The sequence below is a fragment of the Pseudomonas juntendi genome, from assembly GCF_009932375.1.
GTDB classification, from domain to species: domain Bacteria; phylum Pseudomonadota; class Gammaproteobacteria; order Pseudomonadales; family Pseudomonadaceae; genus Aquipseudomonas; species Aquipseudomonas juntendi.
This window is the reverse complement of record NZ_BLJG01000035.1, coordinates 1-16,293: the sequence shown is the minus strand read 5'-3', so window position 1 is coordinate 16,293 and position 16,293 is coordinate 1. Positions and strand designations below refer to the sequence as shown.

Annotated in this window: 15 protein-coding genes and 4 pseudogenes; 8 read left to right on the top strand and 11 right to left on the bottom strand. The window is 57.4% G+C overall.

The annotated features are described in order from the left end of the window. From GYA94_RS04770 to GYA94_RS04755, 4 genes and pseudogenes are all read left to right on the top strand, one after another. A pseudogene (locus tag GYA94_RS04770) lies at positions 1–254 on the top strand (IS3-like element ISPpr7 family transposase); the annotation flags it as partial. A gap of 154 nt (positions 255–408) precedes the next feature. Then, a complete protein-coding gene (locus GYA94_RS04765) occupies positions 409–885 on the top strand; it encodes a DM13 domain-containing protein (RefSeq protein ID WP_011711661.1) in 477 nt (158 codons plus the stop codon). A 400-nt stretch (positions 886–1,285) separates the two neighbouring features. Beyond that, a complete protein-coding gene (locus GYA94_RS04760) occupies positions 1,286–1,657 on the top strand; it encodes a hypothetical protein (protein ID WP_052959448.1) in 372 nt (123 codons plus the stop codon). A gap of 41 nt (positions 1,658–1,698) precedes the next feature. After that, positions 1,699–1,959 (top strand): hypothetical protein, encoded by a 261-nt coding sequence (locus GYA94_RS04755; protein WP_047296649.1) that lies wholly within the window; start codon positions 1,699–1,701, stop codon positions 1,957–1,959. Here the strand turns inward: GYA94_RS04755 and GYA94_RS04750 are convergent. From GYA94_RS04750 to argC, 4 genes and pseudogenes are all read right to left on the bottom strand, one after another. Further along, positions 1,948–2,976, bottom strand: coding sequence for an IS30 family transposase (locus GYA94_RS04750; protein WP_003465026.1), 1,029 nt, complete (start codon positions 2,974–2,976; stop codon positions 1,948–1,950). The genes GYA94_RS04755 and GYA94_RS04750 overlap by 12 nt on opposite strands. 24 nt (positions 2,977–3,000) lie before the next feature. Continuing rightward, entirely contained in the window at positions 3,001–3,627 is a 627-nt protein-coding gene (locus GYA94_RS04745) for a DNA methyltransferase (RefSeq protein WP_003465024.1), read from the bottom strand. A 414-nt stretch (positions 3,628–4,041) separates the two neighbouring features. After that, positions 4,042–4,197 (bottom strand): annotated as a pseudogene (locus GYA94_RS28105) (OmpA family protein); the annotation flags it as partial. 413 nt (positions 4,198–4,610) lie between these two features. After that, a complete protein-coding gene (gene argC, locus GYA94_RS04740; RefSeq protein WP_049275860.1) occupies positions 4,611–5,540 on the bottom strand; it encodes an N-acetyl-gamma-glutamyl-phosphate reductase in 930 nt (309 codons plus the stop codon). 114 nt (positions 5,541–5,654) lie between these two features. On the opposite strand from argC, the gene GYA94_RS04735 reads away from it, so the two are divergent. Then, a complete protein-coding gene (locus tag GYA94_RS04735; RefSeq protein ID WP_003465017.1) occupies positions 5,655–6,539 on the top strand; it encodes a LysR family transcriptional regulator in 885 nt (294 codons plus the stop codon). Between the two features lie 183 nt (positions 6,540–6,722). Here GYA94_RS04735 and GYA94_RS27890 read toward each other — a convergent pair whose 3' ends face one another. The 4 genes and pseudogenes from GYA94_RS27890 to GYA94_RS04720 form a co-directional block, all read right to left on the bottom strand. Further along, a complete protein-coding gene (locus GYA94_RS27890) occupies positions 6,723–6,986 on the bottom strand; it encodes a uracil-DNA glycosylase family protein (protein WP_003830781.1) in 264 nt (87 codons plus the stop codon). 61 nt (positions 6,987–7,047) lie between these two features. Next, positions 7,048–7,323, bottom strand: a pseudogene (locus tag GYA94_RS28615) (uracil-DNA glycosylase family protein); the annotation flags it as partial. A 73-nt stretch (positions 7,324–7,396) separates the two neighbouring features. Then, positions 7,397–7,945: pseudogene (locus GYA94_RS04725) on the bottom strand (cytochrome P460 family protein). 27 nt (positions 7,946–7,972) lie between these two features. After that, on the bottom strand, positions 7,973–8,548 hold the full coding sequence (locus GYA94_RS04720) for a carboxymuconolactone decarboxylase family protein (protein ID WP_003464997.1): 576 nt from the start codon (positions 8,546–8,548) through the stop codon (positions 7,973–7,975). A 75-nt stretch (positions 8,549–8,623) separates the two neighbouring features. Here GYA94_RS04720 and GYA94_RS04715 point away from each other — a divergent pair, with 75 nt between their 5' ends. Both GYA94_RS04715 and GYA94_RS04710 read left to right on the top strand, forming a co-directional pair. Beyond that, complete coding sequence (locus tag GYA94_RS04715) at positions 8,624–9,466, top strand: helix-turn-helix transcriptional regulator (RefSeq protein ID WP_049275859.1); 843 nt, start codon at positions 8,624–8,626, stop codon at positions 9,464–9,466. 438 nt (positions 9,467–9,904) lie between these two features. Next, a complete protein-coding gene (locus GYA94_RS04710) occupies positions 9,905–10,822 on the top strand; it encodes a recombinase family protein (RefSeq protein ID WP_047306926.1) in 918 nt (305 codons plus the stop codon). Positions 10,823–11,344: 522 nt separating this feature from the next. On the opposite strand, the gene GYA94_RS28475 is transcribed toward GYA94_RS04710, so the two are convergent. Beyond that, complete coding sequence (locus GYA94_RS28475; RefSeq protein WP_161891878.1) at positions 11,345–13,618, bottom strand: putative bifunctional diguanylate cyclase/phosphodiesterase; 2,274 nt, start codon at positions 13,616–13,618, stop codon at positions 11,345–11,347. Between the two features lie 304 nt (positions 13,619–13,922). Next, entirely contained in the window at positions 13,923–14,495 is a 573-nt protein-coding gene (locus GYA94_RS04700; protein WP_060495415.1) for a MarR family winged helix-turn-helix transcriptional regulator, read from the bottom strand. 109 nt (positions 14,496–14,604) lie between these two features. Between GYA94_RS04700 and GYA94_RS04695 the strand changes: the two genes are divergently transcribed. Next, positions 14,605–14,835: a thioredoxin domain-containing protein gene (locus tag GYA94_RS04695; protein ID WP_161891877.1), complete on the top strand. Its 231-nt coding sequence runs from the start codon at positions 14,605–14,607 to the stop codon at positions 14,833–14,835. Positions 14,836–15,275: 440 nt separating this feature from the next. Here the strand turns inward: GYA94_RS04695 and GYA94_RS04690 are convergent, their stop codons facing one another. Beyond that, positions 15,276–16,289, bottom strand: coding sequence for an IS30 family transposase (locus tag GYA94_RS04690; protein ID WP_161891879.1), 1,014 nt, complete (start codon positions 16,287–16,289; stop codon positions 15,276–15,278). Positions 16,290–16,293 lie beyond the last annotated feature (4 nt).

Here is a 16,293-nt window from a genome sequence, read left to right as displayed (position 1 = left end):
AGACTCCGCGAAGAACCAATTTTATGCGGTGGTACAACAACGAGCACCGACATAGCCGCATCCGGTTCGTCACACCGGCTGAGCGGCATCGAGGGCTGGACCATCAGGTCTTGGCCCGGCGACATGAGTTGTACGAACGAGCCAAGGAAAACAAACCGGAGCGGTGGTCAGGCCGGACGCGTAACTGGGAACCGATCGGCACCGTGTTGTTGAACCAGGATCGAGAGCAACAGAACGAGAAAATGGCGGCATAGTTAGACGGTTGACGCGACAACTACCTTGAAAAATGCCGTCATGGTAGCTAAGCTAGCACCCCACTAACAATATCGCTATCAGCACATACCGCACCCTGTTCGAACTAATGGATTGTGATGGACACACCAAATAACTCACTGTATGAGGCAACCCATGAAAAAGCAATTAAAAATAATTCTGCTCGCGTCCCACCTGGCTCTGTTTGGCGCGGGAGTTGGGCTAGGGATCTATATACTTCCGATTTTGACAGCACAAGAAAACGCCACCATCGCCGAAATTGAAGAAGTGCAAAAGGTGGCAAAGTATAGCGGAGAGTTCAAGAAAGATCAGAAAGGCAGCGACGCCCTTCACTGGGCGAATGGACAACTTTTTGTTACGGATAACGAAATTGTATTTAAAGGTGATGTAGCACCTGGTCCAGACTACAAAATTTACCTGACAAAGAAACAAGCCACCGACAAAGAATCGTTTTTGGACATAAAGAAAGAAGCAATTCTGATTGGCGAATTGAAAAACTTCGGGAATTTCAAGAAAACCATTCCTGCAAGCGTCAACGTCAACGAGTTTACAACGGTCCAAATATGGTGCGAGCATTTCTCTAAGTTCATCGGCTCCGCAAAATATCAGTAAACAAGCTTAAACTTGGATCTTGCCTGTTCACGAATAACATGCGCCTCATGCCAATGGAAATTAAAGTCTTGCCGGGCATGAGGCCTCCCCTCCACGTCTAGATTCTTGAAGTCAAAATTGACCTCAACCGACCCTCAGACACTGACTACGATGCCTGCATACCCTGAAGCGGTTCACCAGATGGGCTTGCGACAGAGATAAGTACGCGCCAACCTCAGATGCCGCTAAGGCTCTATACGCCGCCTTATCGGAATGGGTGGAATTTTGCGCGCGAGCGTCTAATGTTATCCAAGAGCGAGGGCTCTGATTAGTCCCGTCTCCCATGAAGATTCGCAGACTAAGACCCCTATTAAATCTGTAACATTTCGCTAGTTAAACGTTCATAGTGGAGATAAATAAAATGATTTCTTTACTGTGGGGTGAAATTAACCATATCGACAATGTTAGACCCATAGACGATGAGGACCTGCCATGTCTAAATGAAATATTTGAAATATTGAAAAAGCACAACTGCATAGACAGATTTGGCGTGGCACTACTGCACAAACACTTTGATCTACAAGAAGATGAGGTGCTTCTGGAAACAACCGATGTGGATGGGCGCGAACAGTGGATCAGGCCGATTAAAGAAAGTTACTTAAAAGAAAACCGCATTGAAGCGCAAACAACCCTCGTATGTTACTCCGATGCAGGCCTGTCTCGGATGTGTGTTTGCGCGCGAGGGCCTGATGGTCATATAGGAAGACATGCCAGTACTCCAAGCATGGACTAAGTGTCAAAAATAGCTGGCGTGATAAGCGCAATGGAGGGAGCGTGGAGTGGATAAATATTGCCTCGGATGCCGTGAAAATTGGTATGGGAGCGTTGATCGCTGGAATGTTTGGCTATCTCGTCGCGCTGACCAATACTTCGGCAGAGACCAAAAAACTTCATATCACTAAAAAACAACTGCAGCTGGATAAGGTTATAGAAATACTCAATTCATTCCATAAAAATTATGCACACTATAGAGCCAATGTAAGAAATTACACAGGGCGGTTACAGGAGCTGAGTGCAACACGGTTATTGAATTGAAGCTGGAGCATCATGCCGCATAGCCATAGCTTCCTGCATCACCTCGTCCATAACCTCGATCGGACACTTGAAGTCGAAGCGCTTACGGGGGCGCATGTTCAGTTGCAGTGCGATGGCATCCAGTTCCTCCTGGCTATGCACCGACAAGTCCGTGCCCTTGGGCAGGTACTGGCGGATCAGGCCATTGATGTTTTCGTTACTGCCGCGCTGCCAAGGGCTGTGCGGGTCGCAGAAGTAAATCGCCACCCCGGTCTGCTGGGTGATTTCAGCATGCCGCGCCATTTCTCGGCCCTGGTCGTAGGTCATGCTCTTGCGCATCGCCAGCGGCATGCCATTGAGCGCTGCACTGAAGCCTTCCATCGCCGAGGTCGCCGTCGCGTCGTTCATCTTCACCAGCATCAGGTAGCCACTGGTGCGCTCCACCAGCGTACCTACAGACGAGGCGTTGGCCTTGCCCTTGATCAGGTCGCCTTCCCAATGCCCTGGCATCAGTCGGTCTTCGATCTCCGGCGGACGTACATGAATACTGACCCTCTCAGGGATCTGACCGCGCCGATCCACGCCGCCAGAGCGCGGCCTGCGCATCGTCTTGCTTTGGCGCAGGCAGATGATCAGCTCTTTACGCAGCTCGCCGACTGGCAAGGCATAGATCGCGTTATAGATCGTCTCGCGACAGACGTAGGCATCTCTGAGGCTGGGAATATTCATGCTGCGCAGCTTGCCGGCAATCTGCTCGGGAGACAAACGCTCACGCAGCATATGCGCCACCAATTCGAAGCGCTCGCTACCCGGCAACAGCTTTTGCTTCGGTCGACACACCTGACGGCGGGCCTGCATCTGCTGCTGGGCCACGCGGGCCGAGTAGCCGCCACAGGCATCTCGATTGCGGCGCAGCTCCCGGCTGATGGTCGAAGGGGATCGGTTGATCAAGCAGGCAATCCCGCGCAGGCTGAAACCTTGGGCATGACCGATTTGAATGGTGGCGCGCTCTTCAACGCTGAGTTCGGAATAAGACATAGGGACAGCACCGTACCGGAAAGGTCAGGTGTTGCACTCAGTTTTCGCCGCCGCCCCCTTATTATCACTGCGAGGTGAATAGCTTTTCTGCCAATTGATTATGCCAATGCGATTCTCTTCGCCGAAGATTTCGTCCATGAGCATGCCAAGTCTAAATAGTTCCCTATGATCAATACAGATAGCCATAACCCCGCCTGGGGTTAGCATCTCACGCATCATCCAGATTCTGGGTGTCATGAAGCGCAACCATTTGCTGTGCTTGGACCCATCATCTTTAGGAACTACATCGCCGAGATCTGGATCGTTTGGATCCTTGTCCCACTTGTCGTTATAGCGGAAGTCCTCGCCGGTGTTGTACGGCGGGTCTGTTACTACAAGATCAACTTGACCACGATATTTATAGAGCGTGACCATCGCAGAAAGGTTTTCACCGTCCCAGATCTCATTCTCTGACTGGGCGGTTTCCTCTCCAAAGGATACTTTCTTGATAATACGATGCAGCTTCGGCTTGACCTGGCGGATGATCTGCCAGGGAGCAGCCCGCCCGGTGTAACTCATAACGATGCCATTCTTGCCAGCATCGGCAAGCGCCGCATCATGCTCCTGCAGCATACGGACCAAGGCGGCCCTCGGCAGTTGTTCGTAATCCATGCTTGCCCCTTGAATTCGTGCGGCGGCACCGAAAAGCTGAAAATTCTAGTACCGCTCGTGGATGCTTCACCATCCCTAGGGTGGCGAGTGTACTTGTGAACGTATTGATTTGGCTGTTAAACCGTTGAAAAAGACGGATCAACTGAGTTCCAAACGGGCTGCGTACTGGCTGGCAGATGCGAATCCGGCGCACGCCGCTCCCTTCTGGGCTCAAGCCCGCGAAGCGGGCATAAAGAACCCGGCCGAGGCCGGGATCCTTATGGGCTTATGGGCCGGCGTATTGGTCTGCCCAGTCCAAAGCCGGTGCCACGGGAGCTTGCACCTCCTGAGGCCAGGTTTTGGAGCCCACTGCAAATCGCCCGTAACCCATTAAAAGATAGCTGGGCATCCGACGAAAAGAGCACCAAGGCACCATTACCCTTGAGCTACAGCGCCGCTACGGGGCACCAGTTTGATTTCAACGCGGCGATTTTGGGCGCGACCCTCGGCGGTGTCGTTGGGGGCAATGGGCGAGCTGGAGCCTGCACCAAAGGTTTGCAGGCGCGAAGGATCGACGCCATTGCTGCGCAAAGAGAAAAAGGGGACTGATTTATGTGCGCCAGGCAAAGCTTGGTCGCCTGGGAATGACGGCGCAAGCCGTCACGAAATGGCGTAAGAAACCCAGCGGGTATGACCCCCGCCCGGTAAAGGTTAGCCACCGACCGGAAGCGAGTCTTGCGTGGTGACCGGGTAACCGGCGCTGCGAAGCGTAGACAGCAGAAAAGGGGATTTATTTTCCCTACTCTAAAACGGCCGCTGTTGGCCGATTGCTGCCTGTCGTGGACGACCGTTTAACTTCAAAGCCTGACTGGATTGCAAACTGCTGACACGCGTAGATTCTGTTTTCGACTCGTTTAATGCCGTCGATGCCAGGCCATAAACAGAGAGGAAACAACCGCTCGAAAATTCGAGCCATAGACTCTAGAGCCAGTGGGTAGTCGGAGTCATGTTCCTGCAACCATCAAATCCAGATTCTGCACCGCCGCTCCAGCGGCTCCCTTCCCAAGATTGTCAAACACCGCAGCCAACAAAACCTGCCCCGTCTCATCATTTTCACACACCACCAATCGCAAACTATCAGTCCCGTTAAGCGCCTGAGGATCAAGGCACGTCAACCCTTTGGCCTCCTGCATCGACATCACCTGTACATGGTCCGCATCGACGTAGTGCTGCATAAGACACGCATGCAACCGCACCGCATCCACGCCCGGCGCCAACAAGCGAAGTTGCAACGGTATGGTCAGCACGATCCCCTGCCGAAAAGCCCCATAAGCCGGCACAAACATCGGCCGCTCCATCAGACCGCTTTGCTGCTGAATCTCCGGAATATGTTTGTGTGCCAGCCCCAGACCATAAACCTGAAACGCGGGCGCCTGTGATGCGCCCTCTCCCTCATGCTCTTGCACGCCAACGCGCCCTTTTCCGGAATAGCCCGACACAGCATGAATGTTCGTCGGATAGTCCCTGGGCAGCAACCCGGCCTCCAGCAATGGGCGCAGCAGCCCTATCGCCCCCGTGGGATAGCAACCGGGATTGCTGACCCGCCGTGCCGTGGCGATGCGTTGGGCCTGCTGCGAGTTCATCTCCGCGAAACCATAGGTCCAGTCTAGATGGGTGCGGTGCGCCGAACTCGCATCGATCACCCGAACGGCGGGGTTTTCGATGCTCGCTACAGCGTCGCGTGCGGCTTGGTCGGGCAAGCAGAGAATCGCGATGTCGCAGGCGTTGATGATTTCGGCGCGACGTTGCGGATCCTTGCGATGTTCGGGGCTGAGCGTGATAAGCCGCAGATCGGTCCGGTCGCGTAGACGTTGATGGATTTGCAACCCGGTGGTGCCTTGGTCGCCGTCGATGAATATAAGAGGACTTGCCATGGAATGCTCTCGGACATAGGAAATCAGGAGTTCCAATCTTCAGTGAGGGGCTAAGATAGGAAAAGTTGAATTTCTAAACGATGAAATTCAGCTTTTCTGAACAAGGAGTGACTCATGCGCGAAATCAGCCTGGACCGTCTGCGCACGTTGGTGGCCATTGCCGACCTGGGTTCGTTTGCCGAGGCGGCCCGTGTGCTGCACCTCGCGCCACCCACGGTCAGTTTGCATATTGCCGACCTGGAGTCGCGGGTTGGCGGAAAGCTGTTGTCGCGCACACGTGGGCGCATTCAGCCTTCGGCGATTGGAGAAACGCTGGTGGAGCGCGCGCGGCGCCTGTTGGCGGATGCGGAGCAGGCGCTTGAGGACGTGGAGCGTCAGGTGCAGGGCTTGGCCGGGCGTGTGCGGCTGGGTGCCTCCACAGGGGCCATCGCACAGTTGATGCCGCAAGCTTTGGAGACGTTGGGCCAACGCCACCCCGCTATCGATGTGCAGGTCGCGGTGCTCACGTCGCAGGAAACTTTGAAGAAGCTTGCCGAGGGCTCTTTGGAGATCGGTCTGGTCGCGCTGCCACAGACCCCGGTGAAGGAATTGCGGATCGAGCCATGGCGGCGGGACCCGGTCATGGCCTTCTTGCCGGCTCGCTGGGAATGCCCGGATGTTGTGACCCCCGGTTGGCTGGCCGCCCAGCCATTAATTCTGAATGACAAAACTACTCGGCTTTCGCGCTTGACCTCGGAGTGGTTCGCCAGTGATGGACGGCAGCCCACGCCGCGTATTCAACTGAACTACAACGATGCGATCAAAAGCCTAGTGGCGGCCGGTTATGGTGCGACGTTGTTGCCGCATGAAGCCTCCACGCCATTGCCCGATACCAGGATCGTCATGCGGCCATTACAGCCCTTATTGTGGCGTCAACTTGGTATTGCCCACCGTGGTGGGGACGTCGAGCGGCCTACGCAACATGTGCTGGATGTGTTGTGGGGGTTGAGTGCGGGCTAGGGCGATGTTGTCAGAGAAAGGACCGCTTTCGACCCGGTCATACGGTGATTGAGGTCCCAGGCGTCAGCTACCGCACCTGAAGCCGTCGTTCATCGCTCCAAAGCCGGTGCCTGTCTCCGTTCGCCCAGGCCAGGGTGTCGTAGTACTTGTGCAGCAGCTCGGTAATGGCGGCGGTGTCGTCGGTCATGGGGTTTCCTTGGGGTTGGCGGTGAGGACTGCCTGGACGCGTGCTTGCAGCGCGGGCAGCACGTCTTGTTGGAACCAGGGGTTGCGCACCAGCCAGCGATTGTTGCGCGGGCTAGGGTGAGGCAGGGGGAACGCTTGCGGCCAGTGCTCGCGCCAGGCTTCGACCACCCGGGTGAGCGGCGTCTTGCCAGTACCGAGGTGGTAGTCCATGGCGTAGCTGCCCAGCACGATGACCAGCGACAGGCGCTCGAAACGCTGCATGAAGGCTTCGCGCCAGGCGGGGGGCGCACTCCGGGCGTAGCGGCAGGTCACCGCTTTTGCCGGTGCCCGGATAACAGAAGCCCATGGGCAGAATGGCGATGCGGGTAGGGTCGTAGAAGGTGTCGCGGTCCACGCCCAGCCAGGCGCGCAGACGCGCGCCGCTGGCGTCGTCGAAGGGCACGCCTGAGGCATGGACCCGGGCCCCCGGTGCTTGGCCGGCGATGAGGATGGGCGCACTCGGGTGAAACTGGAAGACCGGCTGCACGCCGTGTGGCAGATGCGGTGCGCAGCGCGTGCAGGCGCGGACGTCGGTCAGAAAGGCGTCGAGTGTCGGCATGGCGCGCTTCCGGAAAGGGTGGCTCGCGCAGGACGGAGGTGCCATCCTGCGCGAAGCGTAACCCGGCAGCAAGTCAGTGCTGGGTCAGTGTCGGATAGCCCTGGATGAATACGCGGTCGGTCTTGGCCGCCGGCACATGGCAGCCCATGCAGTCGGCTTCGTAGCTGACGGCGACATTCTTGGCGGGGGCGTCGGCCTTGAACAGCGCCCAGCCCCAGCCGTCGCCCCACAAGGGGTTGCTGGCGAAACGGCCTTTGGCGTCCTAGACCATCACGAACCACACGGCCGCATCGGAACCCCAGACCACAGGGTTGCCAGTGGTCATGGCGCTGGTTTCGAGCTTGCGGATCTCTTTCACCAGCGTGGCGCCGTCCAAGAACTTGCCGGTCTTGCGGTAGTGCTCGGCCGAGGCCTTTTCGGTGTACACATCGTGCAAGCCGCGAGAGGCGGATTTTTCGTCCAACACCGCATATGAGCCCAGGTGGACGAAGTTTGTGCGGAAGTCTGTGGGGCGGCTGATGCCGCCCTGGCTGTCCACATAGGGCGAAAAGTCGCCGGCCGTGACGGCCAGTGGCAGGACGAGGGCGCTGGCGAGCAGAGCGCCGGTGAGTGCGATTTTCATCGTGTTCTCCTTATATGCCTATGGAGATCAGACGGCGACCACGGGGAAATCCACCGTGGTGTCGGCGATGTGGTTGGTGTAGTTGGTGAGCGTGTTCAGCGCGACGTTGGCGATCACTTCCAGTATCAGGCCGTCGTCGAGCCCCGCGCGGCGGTAGTTGGCCATGGCGTCGGCCGACACCACGCCGCGTTGCTCGACCAGCGCGCGGGCAAAGCCGGCGATTGCATCGTCAAGTGCGTTGGCCGCCTGGCCGGTGCGGGCCGCGGCGATGGCCTCTGCCGACAGTCCGGCACCTTTGCCGATCAGGGTGTGTGCGCTCAGGCAATACTGGCAGCGATTGGCTTGACCGGCAGCGAGCGCAACGATCTCGCGCTGGGAGGCATTCAGGCGGCCGGTGCCCAGCGTTTCGGACAAGCCGAGGTAGCCATTGAGCGCCGCCGGCGCGTGGGCCAGCGTGGCGAACAGGTTCGGCACCATGCCAAGCTTGGCTTTGACGGCCTTGAGTGTGGCAGCGGTAGCGGCGTCAGCGGTGTCGATGGTCAGGGGGGCGATTTGGGTCATGTCTATCTCCGTAGTGGGTGAGGTGCAAGAGCACGTGGGCATGATCGCCCTTTGTTTGGTACGATATGGCACGTAAAGTATCAAATACGTAACCTATCGTCTTATATGGAGAGTGGAATGGCGGATCGACTGGCCGGCTTGCTCCGGCACTACTCGCTTTCGGCGCGCGTTTTTCACAGCGGCGCCTTCTGTGGGCAGCATCATTACGCGGCGCCGCATGGCTATATCCATCTGGTGCGGCGCGGCCCGATTACGGTGCGTTCGCCCGTGCATGAAGATCTGCTGGTTACCGAGCCGAGCCTGCTGTTTTATCCGCGCGTGGCGTCGCATCGTTTTGTCGCCGCCCCCGGCGATACCGCTGAGCGGTTGTGTGCGGAGGTCGACCTGGGCGCTTCGACGGGCAATCCGTTGGCCATGGCCTTGCCGTCGATGCTGCTGATTCCGTTGGCGGACTTGCCCGGCCTCGGGCCGACGCTAGAGTTGCTGTTTGCCGAAGCCGAGCGCGACCAGTGCGGTCGGCAGGCCGCCATCGACCGCTTGTGCGAGTTGCTACTGATCCAGTTGCTGCGTTATCTGATGGATGGGCGGCTTGGCGCCACCGGACTGCTGGCGGGCCTGGCCGACCCGAAACTCGCGCGCGCCATAACCGCCATGCACGATGCGCCGCAGACCGCGTGGTCGCTCGAGGCGCTGGCGGCGAAGGCGGGCATGTCACGCGCGCGCTTCGCCGCCGCGTTCAAGGACGCGGTGGGCGTCACGCCGGGCGACTATCTGGCCGACTGGCGGATGAACGTCAGTTGCACCCTGCTCAAGCAGGGGCGGCCGGTGGCGGTGGTGGCCGACCGCGTCGGCTACGGCAGCCCGAACGCTCTGGCGCGCGCCTTCCGCGTGCGCATGGGCTGCGCCCCGCGCGACTGGCTGGCGCAGCAGCGCGGTGACGCGGCGCTCAGCGGTTCGTGAGTTTGAGTTCGATTCGCCGGTTCTTGGCGTAGGCGGCGCCGGTGTTGCGCTCGTCGAGCGGGTGAAATTCGCATCACGCCGGAACAACTGGCGGAACTCCAGGTGGCGATCCGTCAACGGCTGGTCAGTCTGTTCGTGCGGCGCGGCCGGCTGGACAAGGCTGAGTCAGTGGCGCAGGTAGCTGGATGACGCTGTCCCGCCCTGAGCCGACGCTCACAGGCGGGGATTTCCAGTGTCGTCATTGTCGGCTATTGGCCGGCAGCAGCCCGTCGTTGCCTGATGGATCCAACCCCTCCGCTGCTATAGTGCAGTCGGCTTCTGACGTTCAGTGCAGCCGTCTTCTGAAAACGACAGTTAAGCCTCATTATGGTTTTAAATACTGGTATCGTTAATCAAGGTTCTATTTTCAATTTATCTGTTGAGTAAACGGTACTTCTGATGAAAATTGGCTATGCGCGGGTGAGTACTCGGGATCAGAACGCAGACCTCCAGATCGATGCTCTGAAAAAGGCAGGCTGCGAGCGGATCTATCAAGACGTTGCCAGCGGCTCAAAAAGCGCACGTCCGGAACTGGATAAATTATTGGTTCATGTGCGAGCCGGTGATGCCGTGGTGATTTGGAAGCTGGATCGTCTGGGACGCTCACTCAAGCACCTGGTCGAACTGGTCGGTGAATTGGCCGCTCGTAACGTTGGCCTGCAAAGTCTGAATGACCCCATCGATACCACTCACGCGCAAGGGCGCTTTGTGTTCAACCTGTTCGCTTCATTGGCAGAGTTCGAACGCGAGTTGATTCGTGAGCGCACACAGGCCGGCTTGTCCGCTGCACGGTCACGTGGTCGAGTCGGTGGCCGTCCGAAGGGGTTGCCAGCTCAAGCCGAAGCGACAGCTATGGCCGCAGAAACGCTGTACCGCGAGGGACGGTTAAGTGTGAGCGCCATTGGCAAGAAACTGCACATCTCCAAAAGTACGCTTTACCGCTACCTCCGGCATCGCGGCATAACGATCGGCGTACCCACAAAAATCTCCCTGCATCTCGACATTACAGTCCCACCGGCAGTGGACGATGCCGAACGGATCGCGACGGTCATATTGCGCCTGGCCGTCGAGAACAACAGCAAGTTCGTGCGTGGCAAAAAGCGGGCAAAAGAGAACATCGAGCGTTACTGCCTGGAACCCTATGGCATGAAGCCACTGGAGTCGGGCAACTACGCACTGAGCATTCCATATCGCAATGATGAGGCATTGGATAAGACGGTACATGATCTGCTGACCGAGATCAGCCAGGAAGCCGAGATGCGCAATTGTTTTATCGAGGCGGATGCCTGGGAAGAGGGCTCTGAGCGGAGGTGGTAAGGCTTACGTTGGTTTTTGGTTCCATTGCTCCCCAAACCCCATTTCCGAGCGCACGATGGCAGGATTGGCATCGGCACGAGCACGCGGCAGGAACGGCGGGCGGCCGTTCAAGATGACCGCAGCGAAACTGCGATTGGCCATGGCGGCGATGGGGCAGACGGAAACCGTGGTTGGCGATCTGTGTGAGGAACTCGGTGTCACTCGACAGACGTTGTACCGGCACGTCTCGCCAAAGGGCGAGTTGCGTCCAGATGGCTTGAAGTTGCTTTCACGGGGCTGATCTTGGCTTGGTGGCGAATGGCTCACTACGGCCAGCAGCGGAAATTCGAGAGCCGAACCACCATCTGACCTGGCATCGGCTTTGATAAATGATGTGCCGCTCCTTGAGCTTTTTCGTCTACAGCATATCAACCAACTCAGAGCTGCCTGAGCAAAGCCGCTGCGACTCTACCTGCCGTATTTGCCGGTAGAGGTTTCTTGAGAAGCAGCATTACGATCGCCTTGGTTAAAGGGCCAAAGCCTCTAGCCCTTGTTGGGCAAGTACATCTTTTTCGGTTCAGCGAGCTGACTCAGCAAGGTTCCAAGTTGCTCCGCTGGCAGTGGGCGGGCATAGAGGAAACCCTGCAACAAATCGACGTTCAATTGCTGCAATATTTGCGCCTGACCCGCTGTTTCTACCCCTTCGGCGACCACGGTCAGCTGCATGCTATGCGCCATATCCGTGACCGCTCGGACGATCGCCTGATCGACGTGGTCGTCCGCAATGTTCATTACAAATGACCGATCAACCTTAAGCGTGTCGACCGGGAATCGCTTGAGATAAGCCAGAGAAGAGTAACCAGTACCAAAGTCATCAATCGAAATCTGGGCACCGAGATCGCGCAATGCCTGCAGCGTCGTGGCAGCGGCTTCTGGATCACACATCACCGCCGTCTCGGTCACCTCGAAGCCAAATTCGATGCGGGTTGGATCGAAGGTGTTGGCGCGGAAAATCCGTTGTACCGTCTCCACCAAATCGGACTGGAGCAGCTGTCTGGCGGAGAGATTGACCGCAACGCCCAGCGGTAAACCGGCATCACGCAGCGCACTCCAGGTTTGAGCGAGGTGACAGGTCTCTTCGATGACCCAGAGACCAATCGGGACAATCAGCCCTGTTTCCTCGGCAACCGACATAAACTCTGCCGGTAGCAGCAGCCCCTTCTCCGGGTGTTGCCAGCGCAACAAGGCCTCGACCGATACCACTGCGCCCGTGGCGGCGGCAATAATGGGTTGAAAAAACAGGCGGAACTCGCCACAGGCGAGCGCTTGGTGTAAATCATTTTCAATACGCAGCCGGGTCGCGACCTGCATCTGCATTTGCTCGTCAAACAATTGGTGCCGGGCGCGTCCGCCGGTCTTGGCTTGATACATGGCGATATCCGCCGAGCCAATCAATTTTTCGGCATCGCAATCCGGTGTCGCCAAGGCAATGCCGATACTGGCGGCGACAAAGACGTTATCCTCGTTCAAGTGGATAGGCGGTGCCAATGCTTCCTGCAGGCGCTGGGCGATAACGGTGGCATCGCGATAACTGGCGACGTCCGGGCAGGCCACCACGAACTCATCGCCGGCGAGGCGAGCGACGGTGTCAGCCGGACGCATCGCCCGCTGCAAGCGTTGCGCCACAGTAATCAGCACCTGATCGCCGGCCTCATGGCCGAAGCTGTCGTTAATGCGCTTAAAGTGATCCAGATCGATAAACAACACCGCCAGGCCGGAGTTGGTCTCATCGCGCCGTGATAAGCATTGTTGCAGTCGATCCAGCATCAGAATTCGGTTAGGCAGGCCGGTCAACGGGTCGTGCAGGGCGCGGTGCTTCAGCTCTTGTTCAACCGCCTTGCGTGAAGAGATGTCGTGGGCGAAGGCGAAAAAACTCCAGCCATAGTCTTCCTCCAGCGACCACAAGGTAATTTCGATGGGGAATTCCCGCCCGTCGCGGTGCAAGGCCGGTAGTTCAAGGCGCTGTCCGAGCACCTGGGCCTGGCCATGGCTGAGGAATCGCGCCAAACCCCGTTGATGCGCTTCGCGGTAGTGGGCCGGTACTATGGTGTCGGAGACGGTCTGTCCGACTGCCTCGGCCTGAGACCAGCCAAAGATGGTTTCGGCGGCATTGTTCCAGTCGGTGATGACGCCACCGGCATCCATGGCGATGAAGGCATGCCCGGCGCTGTTGATGATCTGCCGGCTGCGCTGTTCATTGGCCTGCAGGGCACTCTGGGCTGCGTGTCGCTCGAACACGCGGCCCAGTTGGACGCCAATCTGTTCCATGACATCCAGCAGTTCCGGCGAGGGTTGCCGGGCAATCGGGGCAAAAAATTCAAGCACGGCCGTAATGCTGTTGCCTGAACGCACCGGCAAGGCAAATCCAGCGGCGAGGTCAGCCTGTAGGGCAGTTGCACGACGAGGAAAATTGGCATCGGTACTGGCATCACTCATGCCTAGAGGTAGACCTTCAGCCAACACCCGCCCTGGCAGGCCAATCCCTGCAGGAAAACACACCGCCTCGCTGGCTTGTCGGAAGGCGGTGAAATGGTCGTTCGGGAAATGTTCATCCACATGCCAAATACCCGTTGAACGAAGGCTTCCACCGCTCTGGATTTTCAGCGCGTGTCCCACCGGCCATCCGGTGGCTCGGCAAATACTGCGCAGCGCCAAACGCAGTGCAGCTTCAACGCCGATCGCCTCATTGGCCGCGATGGCGACCTCTTTGAGCAGGTTGATATAGGAGGTGGCGACATTCTCAGAAGTACAATTCACTACGACCGCTTCCTGCAAGGACTCATATTTGATAACCGCTCAGCCCAAATCCAACGTGTCTCTTGGCGCATACGCGGAGCCATTCGGAGGTTGCAGGAACTCGTGGAAACAACCGCCGTACCTTGGCAACCGCCATGTTGTGTTGGTTTAGACGGTCTGAACACACCCCGGCATTTTTCTCCCATCGAGCACAGCCGCTCATGTAGCCGCTCCGCCTAAGACCACCTTCAGCCGCACGGAATGCATCGTGCACCTAAAACATGAAATATGGCAATTAGCCATCAATCATAGGCATTAATTCGTTCTAGATTTTTCCGATCGTACTTGGTTGGTGCTCTCTACAGATAAGGTCGATGGCAAGGCGGGTCAACGGTTCCTGAGTCAATCCGCAGAACGGCTCACCGTCTAATTGCTGATGGAAACTGCAGCTCTTGCATAAACCGAAAGTCGGTACCCTTTCGTTGCGCTGGATGTTTCTCAGCAGATCGCCCAGCAGCAATTCGAGCTCATCTGCCTTCACGCCCATCCGGTTTGTCGCATCAACGAGAAACTTTGGAGGGGTGACGGAAGCCAGCAGGGCTCGTGCTGCATCGGTCAATTCGAGATGAACACTGCGCTTGTCGCGTTGATCTTGACGCTTGACGATAAAGCCGTTGGCCTCAAGGCTTTTTAGGGACTGCGAGACAGTCCCCTTGGTCAATCCAAGGTACTCCGTCACTGCCAGCGGCGTGTTTGAGTAGCGATTACAGCGAGCCAGATACCTCAAGGCGCTCAGGTGAGTGGGCTGAACATTCACCAGCAGCGGGTGCTGACGGTACCACATGCGCATCAGGCTCGAGAGCCGCTCAAAAAGATCAAAAAGCGCTGTTCCAGTCATGATCACCTCCTGAGCAAATAGTATCGTATGAAAACTATATTGACAAAGGTTGTGGACAGACTAGCCTGCAAATTGGTATCGAGTAGATACCATAATAGAGGATACAAAGATGACTACTGCTCGCTTTTACCACGCTGGTTGCGCCGTTTGCATCAATGCTGAACAGACCCTGCTGCACCTTCTGGATCCTAAGGTGAAGGTCGAGGTCGTTCACCTCGGTCAGGTTCCTGCACGGGTCGCTGAAGCCGAAGCTGCTGGCGTCAAGTCGGTTCCTGCCCTGGTTGTCGATGGACAGATTCTGCATCTTAACTTCGGTGCCGCTCTTTCCGATCTCAAATAGGGAGCCACCTTGAAAACACACTTCGTCATGCATTGATTGGGTTAGAGGAGGTTGAAGGCGACGTTAATGCAATCCGATTGGTCGAGGGGCTTGAGATAGTGGTGTATGGGAAGGGGGATGCCGTGTATCAAAAGCCCCGAGATGGGGTTATGATCATTCCACTCAGCGGCTATAGCGCGTCTGGCTTTGATCACGTAGACGGGTGACTACAGATTCTTTAGACCACTACATACGCCAGCGCGTTTCGCTTCATCCGGTCATTTCGAGGCGCACAAAATCTATAAAAATAAATATCTAAAAATATCAATAATTTATTGTGGATATGCGTGATTTTCCGCCTTGTTTCGCCCCCCCCCCCTAGTTACGCGAGGTGTGATGGTCGGGCGGACTCCCCGGTGTCAGGAATTTCTTGGCGGTTGCAGGAGCTGAGTGCAACACGGTTATTGAATTGAAGCCGGAGCATCATGCCGCATTGCCATGGAATTTTGCATGACCTCTCCCATCACCTCGATGGGGCATTTGAAGTCGAAGCGCTTGCGCGGTCGCATGTTCAGTTGCAGCGCAATGGCGTCCAGCTTCTCCTGGCTATGTACCGACAGGTCTGTGCCCTTGGGCAAGTACTGGCGAATCAGGCCGTTGATGTTTTCGTTGCTGCCGCGCTGCCAGGGGCTGTGCGGGTCGCAGAAGTAGATCGCCACGCCGGTTCTTTGGGTGATCTCGGCGTGTCGCGCCATCTCCCGGCCCTGGTCGTAAGTCATGCTCTTGCGCATCTCCAGCGGCATGCTATTGAGCGCGGCGCTGAAGCCTTCCAGTGCCGAAGTCGCCGTCGCGTCGTTCATCTTCACCAACATCAGGTAGCCACTGGTGCGTTCCACCAGCGTACCTACAGACGAGGCGTTGGCCTTGCCCTTGATCAGGTCGCCTTCCCAATGCCCCGGCATCAGCCTGTCTTCAATCTCCGGCGGGCGCACATGAATACTGACCATCTCGGGGATCTGGCCGCGCCGATCCACGCCACCAGAGCGCGGCCGGCGCGTCGTCTTGCCTTGGCGCAGACAGATGATCAGCTCCTTACGCAGCTCACCCACTGGCAGGGCATAGATCGCGTTGTAGATCGTCTCGCGACAGACGTAGGCATCTCGCAGGTTGGGTATGTTCATGCTGCGCAGCTTGCCGGCAATCTGCTCGGGAGACAAACGCTCACGCAGCATATGGGTCACCAGTTCGAAGCGCTCGCTACCCGGCAACAGTTTTCGCATCGGTCGACAAACCTGGCGGCGGGCCTGCATTTGCTGCTGGGCCAGGCGGGCCGAGTAGCCACCGCAAGCACCTCGGTTACGGCGCAGCTCACGGCTGATGGTCGAAGGGGATCGGTTGATCAAGCAGGCAATCCTGCGCAGGCTGAAGCCTTGGGTACGACCGATTTGAATGGTGGCGCGCTCGGCGATTTTCAAGGTA

Bases quoted from the DNA above. Each gene is read 5' to 3' on its own strand.
- GYA94_RS04745 (WP_003465024.1), bottom strand. From the start codon at position 3,627: ATGGATTACGAACAACTGCCGAGGGCCGCCTTGGTCCGTATGCTGCAG.
- GYA94_RS04760 (WP_052959448.1), top strand. From the start codon at position 1,286: ATGATTTCTTTACTGTGGGGTGAAATTAACCATATCGACAATGTTAGA.
- GYA94_RS27890 (WP_003830781.1), bottom strand. From the start codon at position 6,986: ATGCAGCGTTTCGAGCGCCTGTCGCTGGTCATCGTGCTGGGCAGCTAC.
- argC (WP_049275860.1), bottom strand. From the start codon at position 5,540: ATGGCAAGTCCTCTTATATTCATCGACGGCGACCAAGGCACCACCGGG.
- GYA94_RS04710 (WP_047306926.1), top strand. From the start codon at position 9,905: ATGAAAATTGGCTATGCGCGGGTGAGTACTCGGGATCAGAACGCAGAC.
- GYA94_RS04765 (WP_011711661.1), top strand. From the start codon at position 409: ATGAAAAAGCAATTAAAAATAATTCTGCTCGCGTCCCACCTGGCTCTG.
- GYA94_RS04715 (WP_049275859.1), top strand. From the start codon at position 8,624: ATGGCGGATCGACTGGCCGGCTTGCTCCGGCACTACTCGCTTTCGGCG.
- GYA94_RS04750 (WP_003465026.1), bottom strand. From the start codon at position 2,976: ATGTCTTATTCCGAACTCAGCGTTGAAGAGCGCGCCACCATTCAAATC.
- GYA94_RS04735 (WP_003465017.1), top strand. From the start codon at position 5,655: ATGCGCGAAATCAGCCTGGACCGTCTGCGCACGTTGGTGGCCATTGCC.
- GYA94_RS04695 (WP_161891877.1), top strand. From the start codon at position 14,605: ATGACTACTGCTCGCTTTTACCACGCTGGTTGCGCCGTTTGCATCAAT.
- GYA94_RS04720 (WP_003464997.1), bottom strand. From the start codon at position 8,548: ATGCCCACGTGCTCTTGCACCTCACCCACTACGGAGATAGACATGACC.
- GYA94_RS04700 (WP_060495415.1), bottom strand. From the start codon at position 14,495: ATGACTGGAACAGCGCTTTTTGATCTTTTTGAGCGGCTCTCGAGCCTG.